We start from the raw sequence: 18,118 nt of genomic DNA, 5'->3' as shown, positions 1-18,118 counted from the left end.
GATGGTACTGCCAATGGTGGGAGAGTAGGTCGTTGCCTTTCTTTATCAAACCTCAATCTTTTAAAGATTGAGGTTTTTTTTTGATCTTATTTTTAGGATTGCTGTATCTCGTAGTTTTTAATCCTTTTCTTGTTACTTTCAATCTTGATAAAGACCCTCAAAAACAACCGTATTTTAATGTTTAATATTCAACAGGAAATAGTTATACAGATGGGCTTTAGAATAACTATGAAATTAAGCCCTAGAAAAACTATAAAATATACTTTTGTCTAAAAATAAGTCTATGTATGATTTTTATCATTTATTTAAATAAGGTTTATGGGGAAATTTGCAGAGTAAAACTTTAGAATAATGAGAAAAGAGATTTGTATTGTTAAGGCTGCAGAAGCTGTAAGTATTGTAAAATCAAATGATAAAATTTTCTTCCAAGGAGCAGCAATGACTCCTAATTTATTAATTGATAGCTTGTGTAATAGATATCATGAGTTAGATGATATAGAGATTATTCAAATCCACACACATGGTAAGGCAAAGTATTTAGAAGAACCATATTGTAAATCCTTTAAACTAGTTAGCTGTTTTGTAGGTGATAATGTAAGAAAAGGAGTAAATACTAATAATGGAGATTATATTCCTATTTTTTTAAGCGAAATTCATTGGTTATTCCGCCGAAATATTTACTCATTGGATGTAGCTTTTATTCAAGTTTCTCCACCAGATAAACATGGCTATTGTTCGTTGGGGACTTCAGTTGATATTACATTACCAGCTATTCAAACAGCAAAAACAGTTATAGCTCAAATTAACCCTAATGTACCTAGAACTCATGGGGATGGAATTATTCATATGAGTAATATAGATTATGCTGTAGAGGTTGATGTTCCAATACATACTTCTGAAATAGGAATACCTTCAGAAATAGAAAAAAAAATTGGACAAAATATAGCTGAACTAATAGAGGATGGTGCAACATTACAAATGGGAATAGGTAATATACCAAATGCTGTATTACATAACTTAAAAAATCATCAACGATTAGGAATTCATACAGAAATGTTTTCTGATGGAGTACTACCATTAATAGAAAGAGGTGTAATTACTGGTGAAGAAAAAGAGATTAAAACAGGAAAGATAGTTACTTGTTTTGCCGTAGGTTCACAAAAGTTATACGATTTTATAGATGATAATCCTCTAGTACATTTTAAAGAGGCCGGTTATACAAATGATACTTCTATCATAAAGAAAAATCCTAAAGTAACAGCTATAAACAGTGCTATTGAAATAGATTTAACAGGACAAGTTTGTGCTGATACTATTGGGCAATACCAATATTCTGGAGTTGGTGGTCAAATGGATTTTATTAGAGGAGCTTCATTATCAAAAGGAGGAAAAGCCATTATAGCAATGCCTTCTGTTACCACAAAAGGAATTTCAAAAATTACTCCATTTTTAAAAGAAGGAGCAAGTGTAACTACGACCAGAGCTCATGTACATTATGTTGCTACGGAATATGGAGTGGTTAATTTGTTTGGAAAAAGTTTAAAAGAAAGGGCAAAAGCACTAATTTCTATAGCGCATCCTAATTTTATAGAAGAGTTAGAAAAAGAAGCTTTTAATCGATTTAAAAAGCTATAAAAAAGGGAGTGTTTAAACACTCCTCCTTTTTTTATAATAATTTGTTTTTTTTTCTAATTCTAGTGCTTTTCTATGCAGTATGTTGTGTTCTAAATGTATATGATGATATAAATCTTGTTCAAACTCTTCAAGTTTAATGTAAAGATCTTTATACGTATTAGAGACACTTTCTGGAATAGAGTAGTTATCTGTTAGTTTAGCTATTTCTCTAAAAAGATTATTAATTTCTTCATGTTCATATTCTAACATTTTTATAGGAGTATGTATCGTGATGAATGAAGGAATACTTATTTTTTTGTGTCTTTTGTCAGCTGCTATTAACTGTTTTATATAAGGGAAAAGTATTTGCTCTTCTTTTTGAAGGTGAGATAGAACTTCAGAAGAAGCTTTTCTAAATAGTTTATTAATTTTTAATAGTTCAGGATGTGTATTACCATAGGTTTTTATAACTTCATTTATATATTGAGAAATTATAGGTAAACTTTCTTTTACATAAGAATGATGTACATTTTCAATATAAAGGGTTAAAAAGTTTAAACTCCAAGTTTTATAATCTTGAAGTACATCACTAACGCTTTCAACATTTTCCAATTCACTTTTTAATGTATTTAAGTTTATTTTATTCTTTTGGCAGACTTTGTTTATTGTTATATTTCCTTTGCAGCAAAAATCAATTCCATATTTCTTAAAAATAGGAGCTGTTTTTATATTCTCTATTACATAATCAGCGACTGTTCTATTATCTAAGACATTCATTATTTTTTTATTTTAGTAAATACTGATAAAAGCTTGTAATTTGTAATTATTTTAACTTAAATTATGTTATAAGTAAGAGGTATAGTGGTTTTTATTACAAATTAATAGGTAAAAGATGATTTAAAACATGATATAAATCATCCTTGAAAAAATTATTTAATTATCTTTTAAATTATGATTAAAGTTTTAGAGAGAATCATAGTTTTGTAAGTAACAAAGAAAAGAAACTACTAATAAGTTAAATAAAACGAAAGAGTAGGATGAGCGACAAAATTTTAACTTGGAAAGACGTAATTAATTTTGCAGTTAATGGTAATCCAACACCTGATAAAAGAGTGGAAAAAACAGCAACAGAATGGCAAGAACTTTTAACTACTGAACAGTTTAGAGTTACCAGACAAAAAGGAACAGAAAGACCAAATTCAGGAGCATTGTGTAGTGTTTATGATGCTGGTAAGTATAAATGTGTATGTTGTGGTACACCTTTGTTCGATTCAACGATTAAATTTAGTTCAGGTACCGGTTGGCCCAGTTTTACACAACCTATCAAAGAGAATGCTATTCAATATGAAAAAGATACTACCTTTGGTATGGTTCGCGTAGAAGTGATGTGTAATACTTGTGATGCGCATTTGGGGCATGTATTCCCTGACGGACCAGAACCTAGCGGATTACGTTATTGCATTAACTCAGTATCAATGATTTTAGATACTGAATAAAAGAAAGTATATAAATGACAAATAATAAATTAGAACTAATTACCGTTGGTGGCGGTTGCTTTTGGTGCGTAGAAGCTATTTTAAATCAAATAAAAGGAGTAGAAGAAGTGGTATCTGGTTATATGGGAGGAACCGTACCAGGAACACCAACTTATAGAGAAATTTGTTCAGGTTTAACAGGACACGCAGAAGTAGTACAAGCAACATTTAATCCTGAAATTATAAGTTATGAAGAGTTGTTGGTAATGTTTATGACAAGTCATGACCCAACAACTTTAAATAGGCAAGGAGCTGATGTAGGAACACAATACCGTTCAGTAATTTTTTATCAGAATGAAGAGCAACAACAAACTGCTGAAAAAGTAGTAGAAAAATTATCTCCGCATTATGAAGATGAAATTGTAACAGAAATAACTCCATTAACTACATTTCATGCTGCGGAAGAGTATCATCAAAATTATTATGAAAACAACAAAGAACAAATGTATTGTGCTGCAGTAATTTCACCCAAGCTATCTAAACTTAGAAAAATGTACGCAAACAAACTAAAAGAGCAATAGAACGTGTTGAAATTCAATATACAAAATACCTTTACTAAAGAATTACCAGCAGACCCAATTCAAGAAAATACTCGAAGACAGGTTACAGAAGCTTGTTTTTCGTATGTAACACCTAAAAAAACATCCAATCCAAAAATAATTCATGTTTCGGATGAAATGGCAAATGAGTTAGGACTTTCAGAAATAGCAATAGCTTCAGAAGAATTTAAGAATGTTTTTACAGGGAATGATGTATATAAAAACACACAACCGTATGCGATGTGCTACGGCGGACATCAATTTGGACATTGGGCAGGACAATTAGGAGACGGCAGAGCAATTAATTTGTTTGAAACAGTCTATGATAATAAAAAATGGGCTTTGCAGTTAAAAGGAGCTGGAGAAACACCGTATTCACGTACTGCGGATGGACTAGCAGTGTTACGTTCCTCTATTCGTGAGTATTTGTGTAGTGAAGCCATGTATCATTTAGGAGTTCCTACAACAAGAGTTCTCTCCTTAGCTTTGTCTGGAGATGAAGTATTAAGAGATGTAATGTACGACGGAAACACTGCGTATGAAAAAGGAGCCATTGTATGTAGAACAGCTGAGTCTTTTTTACGTTTTGGTAGTTACCAAATATTTCCTGCCAGAGGAGATGTAAAAACATTAAAAACATTAGTTGATTATACAATCAAACATCATTATTCTCATTTAGGTGAATCTTCAAAAGAAACGTATGTTTCCTTTTTTAAAGAGGTAGCAGAGCGTAGTTTAGAAATGGTAATTCACTGGCAACGTGTAGGTTTTGTACATGGAGTAATGAATACCGATAATATGTCGATTTTAGGTTTAACTATTGATTATGGACCTTATGGATGGTTAGAAGGTTATGACCACGGATGGACACCAAATACAACGGATAATACACATAAACGTTACAGATATGGTTCGCAACCAGAGGTGGTTTTATGGAATTTATATCAGTTGGCAAATGCTCTATATCCTTTAATTGAAGAAGCAGAACCTTTAGAAGCAGTTTTGGAAAATTACCAAGAGCGATTTCCTGAAAAGTACATGCAAATGATGCGAGAAAAATTAGGACTTTTTTCTTCGCAAGAATCAGATGGAACGTTAGTTTCAAACCTTGAAGAAGTACTTCAAAAAATAGAAACAGACATGACTATTTTTTTTCGATTGTTGTCAAGCATTTCAAAAGATGATAGCATAGAGGAGGCAATCAAAAAAATAGAAAAAGCATTTTATACGCCTTCAGAAGTTGTAGACGAAATAAAAAAATCTTGGGAAAACTGGTTCCAAAGTTACATAGATAGATTACAAAACGAAACTGCTTCAGATGAAGACAGAAAAGAAAAAATGAATGCTATAAACCCGAAATATGTACTCAGAAATTATATGGCACAATTAGCCATTGATGATGCAAATAAAAATGACTTTGTATTGTTAAATGAGTTATATTTACTGCTCAAAAATCCTTACGATGAGCAATCAAAATATGAAAAATGGTTCGCAAAACGACCAGAATGGGCTCGAAATAAAGTAGGATGCTCTATGTTATCTTGTAGTTCTTAAGATAAAAATTTATATAAATTTTTTATTTAAATAAAAAATTATAAAATACAGGTTATGAGTTGTTTAGGTTTTTGTTTTGAAGATAATTCAAAACACTTTTTAAAATAAAAATCAAAATAAATTTGGAAAATCCATTTTTATAATTGAATATTTGTGCTCGTAAAAGTTCAAACACTTATTGACGATGTTATCAAGAAAGGTGGAGGGATTAGACCCTATGAAACCTTAGCAACCCTTTGTGCAAACAAAGAAGGTGCTAAATTCTACCAGAGTGTAAAAACTCGTGGATAGATAACCCAAAGAAGTTTCTTTAATATCTACAAGAATCTTCTTATAATTTCTTAATAACATTTTTCTAGTAAGCAACATCTAAAAGTAGATGTGTTTTGGCTTTTGGTTTAATTTTTTATTAACTCAAAAACAAGAAAAATGAGTACACAAAAATTCGCAACAAACGCGTTGCACGCAGGTCACGATGTAACACAAACAAGTGGAACAAGAGCAGTTCCTATTTATCAAACTACTTCGTATGTTTTTAATGATGCAGAACATGCAGCAAACCTGTTTTCGTTAAAAGAATTGGGATTTATTTACACCCGATTAAACAATCCCACCAATCAAATTTTGCAAGATCGTTTAGCTGCTTTAGAAGGTGGTATAGGAGCTGTAGTTTTTGCTTCGGGAACAGCAGCTATTTCGACTGGATTGTTAACTTTATTAAAGGCAGGAGACCATATCGTAGCTTCGAGTAGTTTGTACGGAGGAACCTACAATTTATTAAATGTCACTTTACCAAGATTGGGTATTACTACTACGTTTGTAGATGCTTCAAACCCTGATAATTTTTCGGCAGCAGTACAAGAGAATACTAGAGCCTTTTTTGTTGAATCTCTAGGGAATCCGAAGTTAGATGTATTGGATTTAAAAGCTATATCAGCGCATGCGAAAGAAGCAGAAGTTCCTTTCATTGTGGATAATACCGTAGCAACACCTGCTTTATTAAATCCGATAGAACACGGAGCTAACATTGTAATTCACTCCTTAACAAAATACATTGGAGGACAAGGAAACTCGTTAGGAGGAGCCATTATTGATGCAGGAACTTTTAATTGGGCAAATGGGAAATTCCCTGAATTTACAGAACCTTCAGCAGGATATCACGGATTGGTATATCACGAAACTTTAGGAGCAGCATCGTACACGTTTAAACTGATTTTAGAAGGATTGCGTGATTTTGGAGGAGCATTAAGTCCGACAAACGCATTCAACATCATTCAAGGATTGGAAACCTTAGAAGTGCGAATTCAAAAGCATAGTGAAAATGCCTTGAAACTAGCAAAATGGTTACAAGAACAAGAAGAAGTTGCTTGGGTAAACTATCCAGGGTTGGAAGACAACAAGTACAAAAACTTAGCAGATGAATACTTACCAAAAGGTCAAAGTGGATTGGTAACTTTTGGAGTAAAAGGAGGTTACGAAGCTGCTAAAACCATTGCTGACAATACCAAACTCTTTTCATTACTAGCCAATATTGGAGATACTAAATCTTTAATTATTCATCCAGCAAGTACTACGCACCAACAATTGAGTGATGAAGCTCAAGAAAGCACAGGAGTTACTAAAGACTTAATCCGTTTATCAGTTGGTTTGGAAAATATTGAAGATTTAAAAACCGATTTACAAGAAGCATTTGCTCAAATTCCTAAAGAAGTATTGGCTTAAAATAAACCGCGTTAGGGATTGAAGTGGCATCCTTTTGTTGTCAGTTCAAGTTTGCGAAGCAAGTATCGAGAACCAACAAAAGATATAACGGAAAGCCCGACCCTTTAGGGGAACGCCCATAAAAATATAGGTAATGAAAAATGATTTGCAGCATATTAATATTCTTAGTTATACCACATTAAGCGGTACACAATTCGATACAATTCCGTTAAGCTATCAAGTTTTTGGAAAAGCATTGGGTACCGCTCCTGTGGTACTTATTAACCACGCACTCACAGGAAATAGCAATGTTGCAGGAAGCCAAGGTTGGTGGCAAGATTTAATAGGAGAAGACAAGGTTATAGATACTAATGAATATACCATTTTGTGCTTTAACATTCCAGGAAATGGTTATGATAATTTCTTAATAGATGATTACAAAAGTTTCGTAGCACGTGATATTGCAAACATTTTTCTACAAGGGCTAGAACAACTCAACATAACACAATTATTTGCGTTGATAGGAGGATCTTTAGGAGGTGGAATAGCATGGGAAATGGCTGTGTTGAATCCGAAAATTACCGAGCATTTAATTCCTGTAGCAACTGATTGGAAATCGACCGATTGGTTAATAGCGAATTGTCAAATACAAGAGCAATTTTTAACCAATTCTAGTAACCCTGTGCATGATGCACGTATGCATGCAATGTTGTGTTATAGAACACCAGAATCGTTTAAAAAACGTTTTCAGCGTTCAAAAAATGAAGAGTTACAGATTTTTAATGTAGAAAGCTGGCTGCTACATCACGGAAAAAAATTACAAGAACGCTATCAGTTAGCATCCTATAAATTGATGAATCAGTTATTAAAAACCATCGATGTAACAAAAGGAAGAGAAGAGCTAGATGTATTAGAGAGAATCGAGGCAGACATCCATATTGTAGGCGTAGATTCCGATTTGTTTTTTACTGCGGAAGAAAACAGAGAAACACATAAACAACTGGCATCTGCCCATGCGAATGTAACCTATAATGAAATTAATTCAGATCATGGGCATGACGCTTTCTTAATAGAATACAAGCAATTAGAAAAAATTATTGAACCTATATTCAATCAAAAATCAACAAATAAAAGAATGAAAATTTTAAAGTTTGGCGGAAAATCTTTGTCGAATGAAGGGATACAAAATGTAGTGTCTATCATAGAACAGAAAATTAATAATGGAGAGAAGATAGCACTGGTAGTATCAGCAAGAGGAAATGCTACAGATGAACTGGAAGAACTCTTAGAAAGAGCTGCTAAAAATAAAACTTTTAAAGAACAATTAGAAGCATTTCGATATGAGCAAACGAAATTAACTCCGTTAGTAGATTTTTCTACGGAATTTAATCGCTTAGAAAAGTTGTTTGAGGGAGTTAGTTTGTTAGGAGATTATAGCCAAAAGATAAAAGATGAAGTGTTAGCTCAAGGTGAGTTATTATCGATAAAAACGGTAACAGATTTATTACAACAAAAAGGAATCAATGCCCTAGCTACAGATTCAAGAACGTTGTTAAAAACGGATGAGATAGTTGGCAAAGGGCAATCGATTGTTGAAATTTCTAAAGAAAATGTATTAAATCACTTTAGACAATATAACGGAACAACTGTGAATGTGGTAGCAGGGTTTATAGCTTCAAACCTAAAAAACGAAACTACTACGTTGGGTAGAAATGGAAGTAATTATACCGCCTCGTTGTTAGCAAACTATTTAGATGCGGAAGAGTTGCAAAACTATACCCATGTTGATGGAATCTTCACGGCAAATCCTGATTTGGTAGCAGATGCTAAGAAGATAGAAGTATTATCATTTTCAGAAGCAAATGAATTGGCAAACTTTGGAGCGAACATCTTACATGCTAAAACAATTATTCCGTTGTTAGAGAAGAATATCAATCTACGAATTTTAAATACCTTCAATCCTAACGATAATGGAACGCTTATTACAGCAAAGTCAACCTTAAAAGGAATCAAATCATTATCGGTTTTAGACAAGGTTGCTTTAATCAATTTTGAAGGAAGAGGTTTGTTAGGTAAAGTAGGGGTAGATGCACGTATTTTTAAAGCATTGAGTAATCATGGAATTAGCGTGAGCATTATTTCGCAAGGTTCTTCAGAAAGAGGAATTGGTTTAGTGGTCGACAAATCGAATGCAACTGCTGCTGTAAAAGCCTTAGAGCAAGAGTTTGAAAATGATTTACAAACAAAAGATGTAAATCAAATTTCAATTCAGGAAGAAGTATCAGTAATTTCAATTATAGGTCAAGATTTAAGTGAGTTTCATCAGCCATACAATGCGTTGATTAAGAATCAAATAGTTCCTTTATTATTTAACAATACCATTACAGGTAAAAATGTAAGCTTGGTGGTAAAAAAAGAACAGTTACACAAGGCGTTAAATGTGATTCACGGTCAAGTATTTGGAGTTGCTAAAAAGATAAACATAGCTGTTTTTGGTAAAGGATTAGTAGGAGGAACTTTGATAGAACAAATTCTAGAGAACTCAAAATCAATTTTAGAAAGACGTAAAATTCACCTGAACATTTTTGCGATTGCTAATTCTAAAAAAGTATTATTAGAGAAAAATGGAGTTGGAGCTAATTGGTTGAATGAGCTTGAAAAAGCAGTAGGAGATAAGCATACAGTTGATAGTGTAATTGACTATGCAAAAGAACATCATTTAGAAAATTTAATAGCAGTAGACAATACAGCAAGTGTAGATTTTATAGAAAATTACATTCCGTTAGTCGATGCTGGGTTTGACTTAGTCTCTTCTAACAAAATAGCCAATACCGTTTCGTATGATTTTTACAAAGAATTGCGTAAAGCGTTAGATAAAAATAATAAGAGTTACTTGTACGAAACCAATGTAGGTGCAGGGTTACCATTGATTGATACGATTAAACTGCTACATGATTCAGGAGAAAATATCACGAGAATTAGAGGTGTGTTTTCGGGCTCGTTAAGTTATTTGTTTAATAAATTTTCTTCGGAAGACGTGCCGTTTTCAACCGTATTACAAGAAGCAATTGACAGCGGATTTACTGAACCCGACCCGCGTGAGGATTTATGTGGAAATGATGTTGCCAGAAAACTATTGATTTTGGCACGTGAATTAGATTTAGAAAATGAATTTGAGGATATTCAGATAGAAAACTTGATTCCAGAGGAGTTTAGAGAAATATCTTCTGATGAGTTTTTAGGAAACTTAGAAAAACTAGATGCTACATTTCAACAGCAAAAAGAATCACAGGAAGAGAAGCACGTACTGAGATATATAGGAGATTTACATGGAGATTTACAACAAACAAAAGGAGAGTTAGATGTAAAATTAGTATCTGTACCAGAGAATTCACCTTTAGGAAGTTTAAAAGGTTCTGATGCAATTTTTGAAATCTATACGGAGTCGTATGGAGAACAACCTATTGTTATTCAAGGAGCAGGAGCAGGATCTAAAGTAACCGCTAGAGGCGTATTTGGAGACATCTTACGATTAGCAAAGAATAACAATTAGTAGAAAGAAACAAGAACCAAGAAAATAGAGATAAGATTTACTAAAGCCTTTGTCAGTTCGAGTGATTTTTATGGAGTGTTAACGAAGTAAAAATTGTATCGAGAACGATTAGAATACTTCTCGATACAAAAATTATTTTTATTTCATTTCAATAATTTTACTCGAAGTGACATCAGAAAAAAGGTAGAAGAACTAAGTCCCAAAAATCTTGATTCTTTTATCTGACAACGAAGCGGTCAAACATCTAAAAAAACAACATGAGCAAAAATTTTGAAACACAAGCCATACGAACGCAAACAGAACGTTCACAATTTTCAGAGCATTCTACACCTTTATACCTAACCTCAAGTTTTGTATTTGATGATGCTGAAGATATGCGAGCATCGTTTGCAGAAGAAAAGGAGAAGAATTTATACAGCAGGTTTTCAAATCCGAATACCACAGAATTTGTCAATAAAATAGTGGCTATGGAAGGTGCCGAAGCAGGATATGCGTTTGCAACCGGTATGGCAGCGGTGTTTTCAACTTTTGGAGCTCTGTTAAATGCGGGAGATCATATAGTATCGTGTCGCTCTGTTTTTGGGTCAACTCATAGCTTGTTTACAAAGTATTTACCTAAATGGAATATAGAAACGAGTTATTTTAAAATTAATGAGGTAGATAGGATTGAAAGTTTAATTCAGCCGAATACAAAAATATTGTATGCTGAAACTCCAACAAATCCAGCAGTTGATATTTTAGATTTAGAGTTGTTAGGAAGCATTGCAAAGAAGCACAATTTATTGTTAGTGATAGACAATTGTTTTGCAACTCCGTACTTACAGAATCCTATCAAATTTGGAGCAGATTTGGTTATTCACTCAGCTACAAAACTAATAGATGGTCAAGGACGTGTTTTAGGAGGTGTTGTAGTAGGAAAAGAGGAACTGATAAGAGAAATTTATATGTTTTCAAGAAACACTGGACCTGCAATGTCGCCATTCAATGCTTGGGTGCTGTCTAAGAGCTTAGAAACTTTATCGATACGAGTGGAAAAACATTGCGAGAATGCGTTGAAGGTGGCGCAGTTTTTAGAAGAGCACCCGAAGGTCAACTTGGTAAAGTATCCATTTTTAAAGTCGCATCCACAGTATGAAATTGCAAAAAAGCAAATGCGATTGGGAGGAAACATTGTCGCTTTTGAAGTAAAAGGAGGTATTGAAGCTGGACGCAACTTTTTAAATAGTATAAAAGTATGCTCATTATCAGCAAATTTAGGAGACACACGAACGATTGTAACACATCCAGCATCAACCACTCACAGTAAGTTAAGTGAAGAGGATCGATTAGAAGTAGGAATAACAGATGGATTGGTACGATGCTCGGTAGGACTAGAAAATGTAGAGGATATAATTAACGATTTAAATCAAGCATTAAATAATTAAGAAGTAAAGCATATATTTGTGATATGCTTTCTAAGAAAACAAAATACGGAATTAAGGCGCTTACTTTTATTGCGAAACAAGAAAAGGGCACTATGGTACAAATAGCTACCATTTCAGAAAACGAAAATATTTCACACAAGTTTTTAGAAAGCATATTACTTACCTTACGAAAATCAGGGATTTTAGGAGCAAAAAAAGGAAAGGGTGGAGGCTATTATTTACTAAAACCTGCGAGCGAAATTAAAATGACTGATGTTATTAGAACACTAGAAGGACCTATTGCTATGGTACCCTGTGTTAGTTTGAATTATTATGAAAAATGTGATGACTGTCCAGATGAAGAAGCATGCTCAGTACACAAACTAATGATTCAAGTAAGAGATAATACGCTACAAGTACTTCGTAATAACACACTTGCAGATTTAGTGTAGTATTAACAAATTGTAAAATTCAAATATTTTTTTGATTTCCCCTTGGAGAATTAAAAAGCATCTGTATATTTGTCGACTTAAAACCTAGTATTCCGATAGGGTAATGGTATTTTAAAATGATTGTAGAACAAGTAGTAGAAAATAAAGCTAATTATAAAGAAGATAAGCTTTCTGAAAAGCCACTAAGAAGCATTATAAAATCAATAAGTTGGAGAGTTGTTGGTACCATAGATACAATATTAATATCATGGGTAATTACAGGACAAGTAAAAACAGCTTTTTCAATTGGAGCTGTAGAATTAGTAACAAAAATGCTATTGTATTTTTTTCACGAAAGAGTTTGGAACAGTATTAAATGGGGCAAAAAATGAGTATAGAAACAATGAATTTAGAAGCAGTAAACGCAGAGTTAAAAAACAAATCTCCAAAAGAGATTATTGTTTGGGCATTACTACAAGTAAATAAAGCCGTAGTAACTACAAACTTTCGTCCCTATGAAGGAGCCATTTTACACGCAGTAGCATCAGTAAAAAACAGTATAGATGTTATTTGGTGTGATACAGGATATAATACTCCACAAACCTATAAACATGCTGAAGAGTTAATTGAAAAATTACAATTAAACATTCAGTTGTATGTACCTAAACAAACGGTAGCACACAGAAATATCACTTTAGGATTACCAACAGTTGATGATCCAAAACATACGGTATTTACTGAGCAAGTGAAGTTAGAGCCTTTTAAAAGAGCGATGGAAGAGCACAAACCAAATGTGTGGTTTACCAACTTAAGAAAAGGACAAACAGCTTTTAGAGATAGTATTGATATTGTTTCAAGAAGTAAAGATGGAATATTAAAAGTGAGTCCGTTTTACCATTGGTCAGATGAGAAGTTAGATGCTTATTTAGAAGAGCATCAATTACCTAACGAGTTTAAGTACTTCGATCCCACAAAAGTAGAAAGTAACAGAGAATGTGGTTTACATATTTAAAGAACATGATTATGAATACAGAAACGATACAAGTAGGAGCTTTAGAAAGTGAAGCCATATATATATTAAGAGAAGTAGTCGCGCAATTTGAAAAACCAGTGTTATTGTTTTCGGGGGGCAAAGATAGCATAACACTGGTGCGACTTGCTCAAAAAGCATTTTATCCAGCAAAAATTCCATTCCCTTTATTGCATATCGATACAGGACATAATTTTCCTGAAACGATTGAATTTAGAGATCGTTTGGTAGAAGAATTAGGTGTTGAGTTAATCGTAAGAGAAGTACAAGACAATATTGATGCTGGTAAAGTAAAAGAAGAAACAGGAAAGTACGCTAGCCGAAACATGTTACAAACCGAAACGTTATTAGATGCCATTGAAGAATTTGGTTTTGACGCATGTATCGGTGGAGCGCGTAGAGATGAAGAAAAAGCGAGAGCTAAAGAGCGTATTTTTTCAGTAAGAGATGATTTTGGGCAATGGGATGAAAAGAATCAGCGCCCAGAGTTGTTCGACATGCTAAATGGAAGAATTGATTTAGGTCAAAATGTACGTGTTTTTCCAATTTCTAACTGGACAGAGTTAGATGTATGGTCGTATATACAACAAGAACAAATTGAAATTCCATCCATCTATTTCGCTCATAAAAGAGCCACTTTTATTAGAGATGGGTTAATCTGGTCTGCAAATGATGAAGTTGTGTATAGAGAAGAGGAAGAAGAAGTACAAGAGCGTATGGTTCGTTTTAGAACAGTAGGAGATATGAGTTGTACGGCAGCAGTTTTATCAGATGCAATAGATATTGATACAGTAGTAGACGAAATTAGAGAATCTTCCATATCAGAAAGAGGAGCAAGGATTGACGATAAACGATCTGAAGCAGCAATGGAAAAACGTAAACAACAAGGATATTTTTAAAAAAGGTTTTTGCTATTAGCTCTTGGCTGTTAGCAATATGAAAATTAATAACAAAATAAAACTAGGCAAGTGCTAAAGGCTAATAGCCAATCGCCAACAACATAAAATATGAACGTAGTAAAAATAGCAACAGCAGGAAGTGTAGATGACGGAAAGAGTACACTAATCGGGCGAATTTTATACGATACACAATCATTAACCCAAGATAAATTAGAAGCGATAGAAGAAAAAAGTAAACAACGTGGATTTGATTACTTAGACTTTTCTTTAGCCACAGATGGGTTGGTAGCAGAACGTGAACAAGGAATTACTATTGATGTAGCTCACATATATTTCTCAACACCTAAAACCAGTTTTATTATAGCTGATACTCCTGGTCACATTGAGTATACCAGAAACATGGTTACTGGAGCATCAAATTCTCAAGCTTCTATCATTTTGGTAGATGCCAGAAATGGAGTGGTAGAACAAACTTATCGTCATTTCTTTATCAATAATTTATTGAGAGTAAAAGATGTGATAGTAGCTGTAAACAAAATGGATTTGGTAGATTTTTCAGAAGAGAAATTTAACCAGATTAAAGGTGAGATAGAATATTTAGCAAAGAAGAGTGACTATCAAAATCAAAATATCACATTCATACCTCTTTCAGCTTTGAAAGGAGATAATGTTGTGAAGTCTTCAGAAAACACCCCTTGGTATAAAGGAGAAACTTTACTGAATTACCTTGAAAACTTGGGGTCTGAAGATACGCAAGAAGTATCAAAAGCACGTTTCCCAGTACAAACAGTTATTCGACCTAAAACGGATGAATATCACGATTTTAGAGGGTATGCAGGGAAATTATACGGAGGAGATTTAGCAGTAGGAGATAGTATAACAGTATTACCATCAGCAACAAAATCTACCATAAAAAGCATTCAATTTTTTGATAAAGAATATGCAAGAGCAAAAAGAGGAAGCTCTGTAAACATCACTTTAGAAGATGATGTAAATGTAAGTAGAGGAGATATGTTGGTTAAAACAGGTGAAGAACCATCTGTGGTAAAACAGTTAGAAGCTACTATTTGTTGGATGGATAAAGCACCATTACAAGCTTCTCAAAAATATTACATCAAGCATGGTGTAAATGATGCGCAAGCAAAAATAACAGAACTAACATCTTTAATTCGTACCGATTTTTCTGGAAAAGAAGAAACTCCAACTCAATTATCACTAAACGAAATTGGAGAAGTGAGTTTAAAAGTAAGTAAACCATTGTTTGTTGATTCATATGAGGAAAACAAAGCTAACGGAGCCTTTATAATCATCAATCCAAAAACCAATACCACATCAGGAGTTGGTTTTATCAAGTAAATAATAAAAGTTATGGCAATAATCATTACAGATGAGTGCATTAACTGTGGGGCTTGTGAACCAGAATGCCCAAATACAGCCATTTATGAAGGAGCGAGTGACTGGAAATATAGCGAAGGAACGTCATTACAAGGAAATGTAACCTTATTAGATGGAGCTTCTGTAAATGCAGACGAGGAGAATGAACCAGTATCAGACGAGTACTATTTTATAGTACCCGATAAATGTACTGAGTGTAAAGGATTTCATGAAGAACCACAATGTGCGGCAGTATGTCCAGTAGATTGTTGTGTGCCAGATGATGCACATGTAGAAACAGAAGAACAATTGTTAGCAAAGCAAGAGTTCTTACATAACGAATAACAACGCTTTTATAAGCAAACAACTATTAAAAAACCACATGCAAAGTTTTAGATCAGAAATAGAAAACCCTTTAGTAGAAAAGGATATCCTAGAGTTAGAACGTAAAATACGTTTGTTTAACGAAGGAAAAATAGATGAAGAACGTTTTAGAAGCTTACGTCTAGCCAGAGGAATTTACGGGCAACGTCAGTTTGGGGTACAAATGATTCGTATAAAATTACCGTATGGTAAAGTTACGAGTGAACAGTTGCATAGAATAGCGGATGTTTCTGACGAATATTCTCGTGGTCGTTTACACATTACGACACGTCAAGATATTCAAATTCACCACGTAAGTTTAGACAGAACCCCTGAATTATGGGCACAGTTAGAGAAAGACGATATTACGTTACGTGAAGCATGTGGTAATGCAGTACGTAATGTTACAGCTTCAGAAACTGCGGGAATCGATCCGAAAGAACCGTTTGATGTAACACCGTATGCACACGCAACCTTTCAATTTTTCTTGCGTAATCCAATCTGTCAAGAAATGGGAAGAAAATTCAAAATGTCTTTCTCTGCAACAGAAGAAGATACCGCGTTGAGTTTTATTCACGATTTAGGATTCATTGCAAAAACGAAAACAGTTGACGGTAAAGAAGTAAAAGGATTCAAGGTATTATTGGCAGGAGGATTAGGGTCACAACCACGTCATGCCGATGTAATTTATGAGTTTTTAGAAGCAGATTTATTGATACCAACTATTGAAGGAGTGTTACGTGTGTTCGACCGTTACGGAGAACGTGCTAAAAGAGCCAAAGCTCGTTTAAAATTCTTAGTGAAAGATTTAGGTGTTGATGCTTTCTTAGAACTGGTTGCAGCTGAAAGAAATGCATTAGCATATAAAACGTACCCGATAAATACTACCGACTTTGAACAAGACATTGTTTTTGAAACCAACGAAGTTCCATCTGTAGTAATTGAAGATAAAGAAGCGTATCAAAACTGGAAAACAACGAATGTTTTCAAGCAAAAGCAAGAGGGGTTATACGCGATAGGCATTAAAGTACATTTAGGAGATTTTTATACCGATAAAGCACGTTTGTTAGCTGATTTAATCAAGAAATATGGTGCAAATGAGTTACGCTTTACGCTACGTCAAAATATTTTGATTCGTCACGTAAGAGAGGAGTTTTTACCATTTTTCTATACAGAATTAAAAAAGTTAGGTTTTGCAGACGCAGGATATAATAGTTTGAATGATATCACTGCATGTCCCGGAACCGATACATGTAATTTAGGTATTGCTAGCAGTACAGGAATTGCAGCAGAGTTAGAACATGTGTTAAAAGCTGAATATCCACAGTATGTAAATAACAAAGATATTACCATTAAAATTAGTGGGTGTATGAATGCTTGTGGACAACACAACATGGCGCACATTGGTTTTCAAGGAATGTCTATAAAAGTAGGAAAGTTATTAGCACCAGCTTTACAAGTATTAGTTGGAGGAGGAGTTTTAGGAGAAGGAAATGGTCGTTTTGCTGATAAGTTGATAAAAATACCAAGTAAAAGAGGACCAGAATCTTTACGAATCTTATTAAACAACTTTGAAAGCCATAAACAACCCAATGAAGACTTCTTAAGCTATTACGATAGACAAGGAAAAACATATTTCTATGAGCTTTTAAAAGAGTTATCAGACACCACCAATTTAACGGAAGATGATTTTATTGATTGGGGTCACGATAAAAATTATGTAAAAGCCATAGGGGTAGGGGAATGTGCAGGAGTGGTAATAGACTTAGTAGCAACCTTACTTTTTGAAAGTGAAGAAAAGATAGAAAATGCTTCACAAGCCTTGAATAATCAACAATGGTCAGATAGTATTTACCACGCTTATGCAGCTATGGTAAACACTGCTAAAGCCTTGTTAACTGCAGAAGGAGCAAAAACCAATACACAGGCAGGAATCATTACCAATTTTGATGAACTGTTTGTAGCAACAAATAAAATAGAATTATCAAGTTCATTTGCAGAATTGATTTATCAAATTAATAAGAATGAACCTACGGAAGCTTTTGCAAAAGCATATTTAGAAAGTGCAACAGCATTTTATAAAACAGTAGATGTTTATAGAAAGGCAGCCGTAGAAAGTTAA

Annotated in this window: 15 protein-coding genes and 1 riboswitch; of the genes, 14 read left to right on the top strand and 1 reads right to left on the bottom strand. The window is 33.7% G+C overall.

Annotated features, from left to right (window positions below; translation table 11 throughout):
* The first annotated feature begins 351 nt into the window (after window positions 1-351).
* A complete protein-coding gene (locus ABMY20_RS06785; RefSeq protein WP_349264925.1) occupies window positions 352-1,635 on the top strand; it encodes an acetyl-CoA hydrolase/transferase C-terminal domain-containing protein in 1,284 nt (427 codons plus the stop codon).
* A gap of 12 nt (window positions 1,636-1,647) precedes the next feature.
* Here ABMY20_RS06785 and ABMY20_RS06780 read toward each other — a convergent pair whose 3' ends face one another.
* Window positions 1,648-2,391, bottom strand: a complete 744-nt coding sequence (locus ABMY20_RS06780; protein ID WP_159616678.1) for a DUF542 domain-containing protein — start codon at window positions 2,389-2,391, stop codon at window positions 1,648-1,650.
* 272 nt (window positions 2,392-2,663) lie between these two features.
* Here ABMY20_RS06780 and msrB point away from each other — a divergent pair, with 272 nt between their 5' ends.
* The 13 genes from msrB (at window position 2,664) to ABMY20_RS06715 (ending at window position 18,118) form a co-directional block, all read left to right on the top strand.
* Window positions 2,664-3,110 (top strand): peptide-methionine (R)-S-oxide reductase MsrB, encoded by a 447-nt coding sequence (gene msrB / locus ABMY20_RS06775; protein ID WP_349264929.1) that lies wholly within the window; start codon window positions 2,664-2,666, stop codon window positions 3,108-3,110.
* Window positions 3,111-3,124: 14 nt separating this feature from the next.
* Window positions 3,125-3,670, top strand: coding sequence for a peptide-methionine (S)-S-oxide reductase MsrA (msrA, locus tag ABMY20_RS06770; RefSeq protein WP_167713940.1), 546 nt, complete (start codon window positions 3,125-3,127; stop codon window positions 3,668-3,670).
* A 6-nt stretch (window positions 3,671-3,676) separates the two neighbouring features.
* Window positions 3,677-5,242 carry a protein adenylyltransferase SelO gene (locus ABMY20_RS06765; RefSeq protein WP_349264924.1) on the top strand — a complete coding sequence of 522 codons (1,566 nt, stop codon included), beginning with the start codon at window positions 3,677-3,679 and terminating at the stop codon, window positions 5,240-5,242.
* A 184-nt stretch (window positions 5,243-5,426) separates the two neighbouring features.
* A riboswitch (SAM riboswitch) is annotated at window positions 5,427-5,540 on the top strand.
* 131 nt (window positions 5,541-5,671) lie between these two features.
* Complete coding sequence (locus ABMY20_RS06760; RefSeq protein ID WP_349264923.1) at window positions 5,672-6,964, top strand: O-acetylhomoserine aminocarboxypropyltransferase/cysteine synthase family protein; 1,293 nt, start codon at window positions 5,672-5,674, stop codon at window positions 6,962-6,964.
* Between the two features lie 133 nt (window positions 6,965-7,097).
* Entirely contained in the window at window positions 7,098-10,496 is a 3,399-nt protein-coding gene (gene thrA, locus ABMY20_RS06755) for a bifunctional aspartate kinase/homoserine dehydrogenase I (RefSeq protein WP_349264922.1), read from the top strand.
* A gap of 257 nt (window positions 10,497-10,753) precedes the next feature.
* Window positions 10,754-11,920, top strand: coding sequence for an O-succinylhomoserine sulfhydrylase (locus ABMY20_RS06750; protein ID WP_349264921.1), 1,167 nt, complete (start codon window positions 10,754-10,756; stop codon window positions 11,918-11,920).
* Window positions 11,921-11,943: 23 nt separating this feature from the next.
* A complete protein-coding gene (locus ABMY20_RS06745; protein ID WP_047789518.1) occupies window positions 11,944-12,351 on the top strand; it encodes an Rrf2 family transcriptional regulator in 408 nt (135 codons plus the stop codon).
* Between the two features lie 116 nt (window positions 12,352-12,467).
* On the top strand, window positions 12,468-12,722 hold the full coding sequence (locus ABMY20_RS06740) for a DUF2061 domain-containing protein (RefSeq protein ID WP_073182924.1): 255 nt from the start codon (window positions 12,468-12,470) through the stop codon (window positions 12,720-12,722).
* Window positions 12,719-13,342, top strand: a complete 624-nt coding sequence (locus ABMY20_RS06735) for a phosphoadenosine phosphosulfate reductase family protein (protein ID WP_349264920.1) — start codon at window positions 12,719-12,721, stop codon at window positions 13,340-13,342. Before ABMY20_RS06740 ends, ABMY20_RS06735 begins: the two co-directional genes overlap by 4 nt.
* A gap of 11 nt (window positions 13,343-13,353) precedes the next feature.
* A complete protein-coding gene (gene cysD / locus ABMY20_RS06730) occupies window positions 13,354-14,259 on the top strand; it encodes a sulfate adenylyltransferase subunit CysD (RefSeq protein WP_082118660.1) in 906 nt (301 codons plus the stop codon).
* A gap of 108 nt (window positions 14,260-14,367) precedes the next feature.
* Window positions 14,368-15,615, top strand: coding sequence for a GTP-binding protein (locus tag ABMY20_RS06725; RefSeq protein WP_349264919.1), 1,248 nt, complete (start codon window positions 14,368-14,370; stop codon window positions 15,613-15,615).
* Window positions 15,616-15,627: 12 nt separating this feature from the next.
* Window positions 15,628-15,978, top strand: a complete 351-nt coding sequence (locus ABMY20_RS06720; protein WP_047789522.1) for a 4Fe-4S dicluster domain-containing protein — start codon at window positions 15,628-15,630, stop codon at window positions 15,976-15,978.
* A 37-nt stretch (window positions 15,979-16,015) separates the two neighbouring features.
* Window positions 16,016-18,118, top strand: coding sequence for a HEPN domain-containing protein (locus ABMY20_RS06715; protein ID WP_349264918.1), 2,103 nt, complete (start codon window positions 16,016-16,018; stop codon window positions 18,116-18,118).

Source organism: Tenacibaculum sp. SSH1-16 (assembly GCF_040104435.1).
GTDB lineage: Bacteria > Bacteroidota > Bacteroidia > Flavobacteriales > Flavobacteriaceae > Polaribacter > Polaribacter mesophilus.
This window is presented reverse-complemented; position numbering and strand designations above follow the sequence as displayed.

Bases quoted from the DNA above. Each gene is read 5' to 3' on its own strand.
- ABMY20_RS06785 (WP_349264925.1), top strand. From the start codon at position 352: ATGAGAAAAGAGATTTGTATTGTTAAGGCTGCAGAAGCTGTAAGTATT.
- ABMY20_RS06780 (WP_159616678.1), bottom strand. From the start codon at position 2,391: ATGAATGTCTTAGATAATAGAACAGTCGCTGATTATGTAATAGAGAAT.
- msrA (WP_167713940.1), top strand. From the start codon at position 3,125: ATGACAAATAATAAATTAGAACTAATTACCGTTGGTGGCGGTTGCTTT.
- ABMY20_RS06760 (WP_349264923.1), top strand. From the start codon at position 5,672: ATGAGTACACAAAAATTCGCAACAAACGCGTTGCACGCAGGTCACGAT.
- thrA (WP_349264922.1), top strand. From the start codon at position 7,098: ATGAAAAATGATTTGCAGCATATTAATATTCTTAGTTATACCACATTA.
- ABMY20_RS06750 (WP_349264921.1), top strand. From the start codon at position 10,754: ATGAGCAAAAATTTTGAAACACAAGCCATACGAACGCAAACAGAACGT.
- ABMY20_RS06745 (WP_047789518.1), top strand. From the start codon at position 11,944: ATGCTTTCTAAGAAAACAAAATACGGAATTAAGGCGCTTACTTTTATT.
- ABMY20_RS06740 (WP_073182924.1), top strand. From the start codon at position 12,468: ATGATTGTAGAACAAGTAGTAGAAAATAAAGCTAATTATAAAGAAGAT.
- ABMY20_RS06735 (WP_349264920.1), top strand. From the start codon at position 12,719: ATGAGTATAGAAACAATGAATTTAGAAGCAGTAAACGCAGAGTTAAAA.
- cysD (WP_082118660.1), top strand. From the start codon at position 13,354: ATGAATACAGAAACGATACAAGTAGGAGCTTTAGAAAGTGAAGCCATA.
- ABMY20_RS06725 (WP_349264919.1), top strand. From the start codon at position 14,368: ATGAACGTAGTAAAAATAGCAACAGCAGGAAGTGTAGATGACGGAAAG.
- ABMY20_RS06720 (WP_047789522.1), top strand. From the start codon at position 15,628: ATGGCAATAATCATTACAGATGAGTGCATTAACTGTGGGGCTTGTGAA.
- ABMY20_RS06715 (WP_349264918.1), top strand. From the start codon at position 16,016: ATGCAAAGTTTTAGATCAGAAATAGAAAACCCTTTAGTAGAAAAGGAT.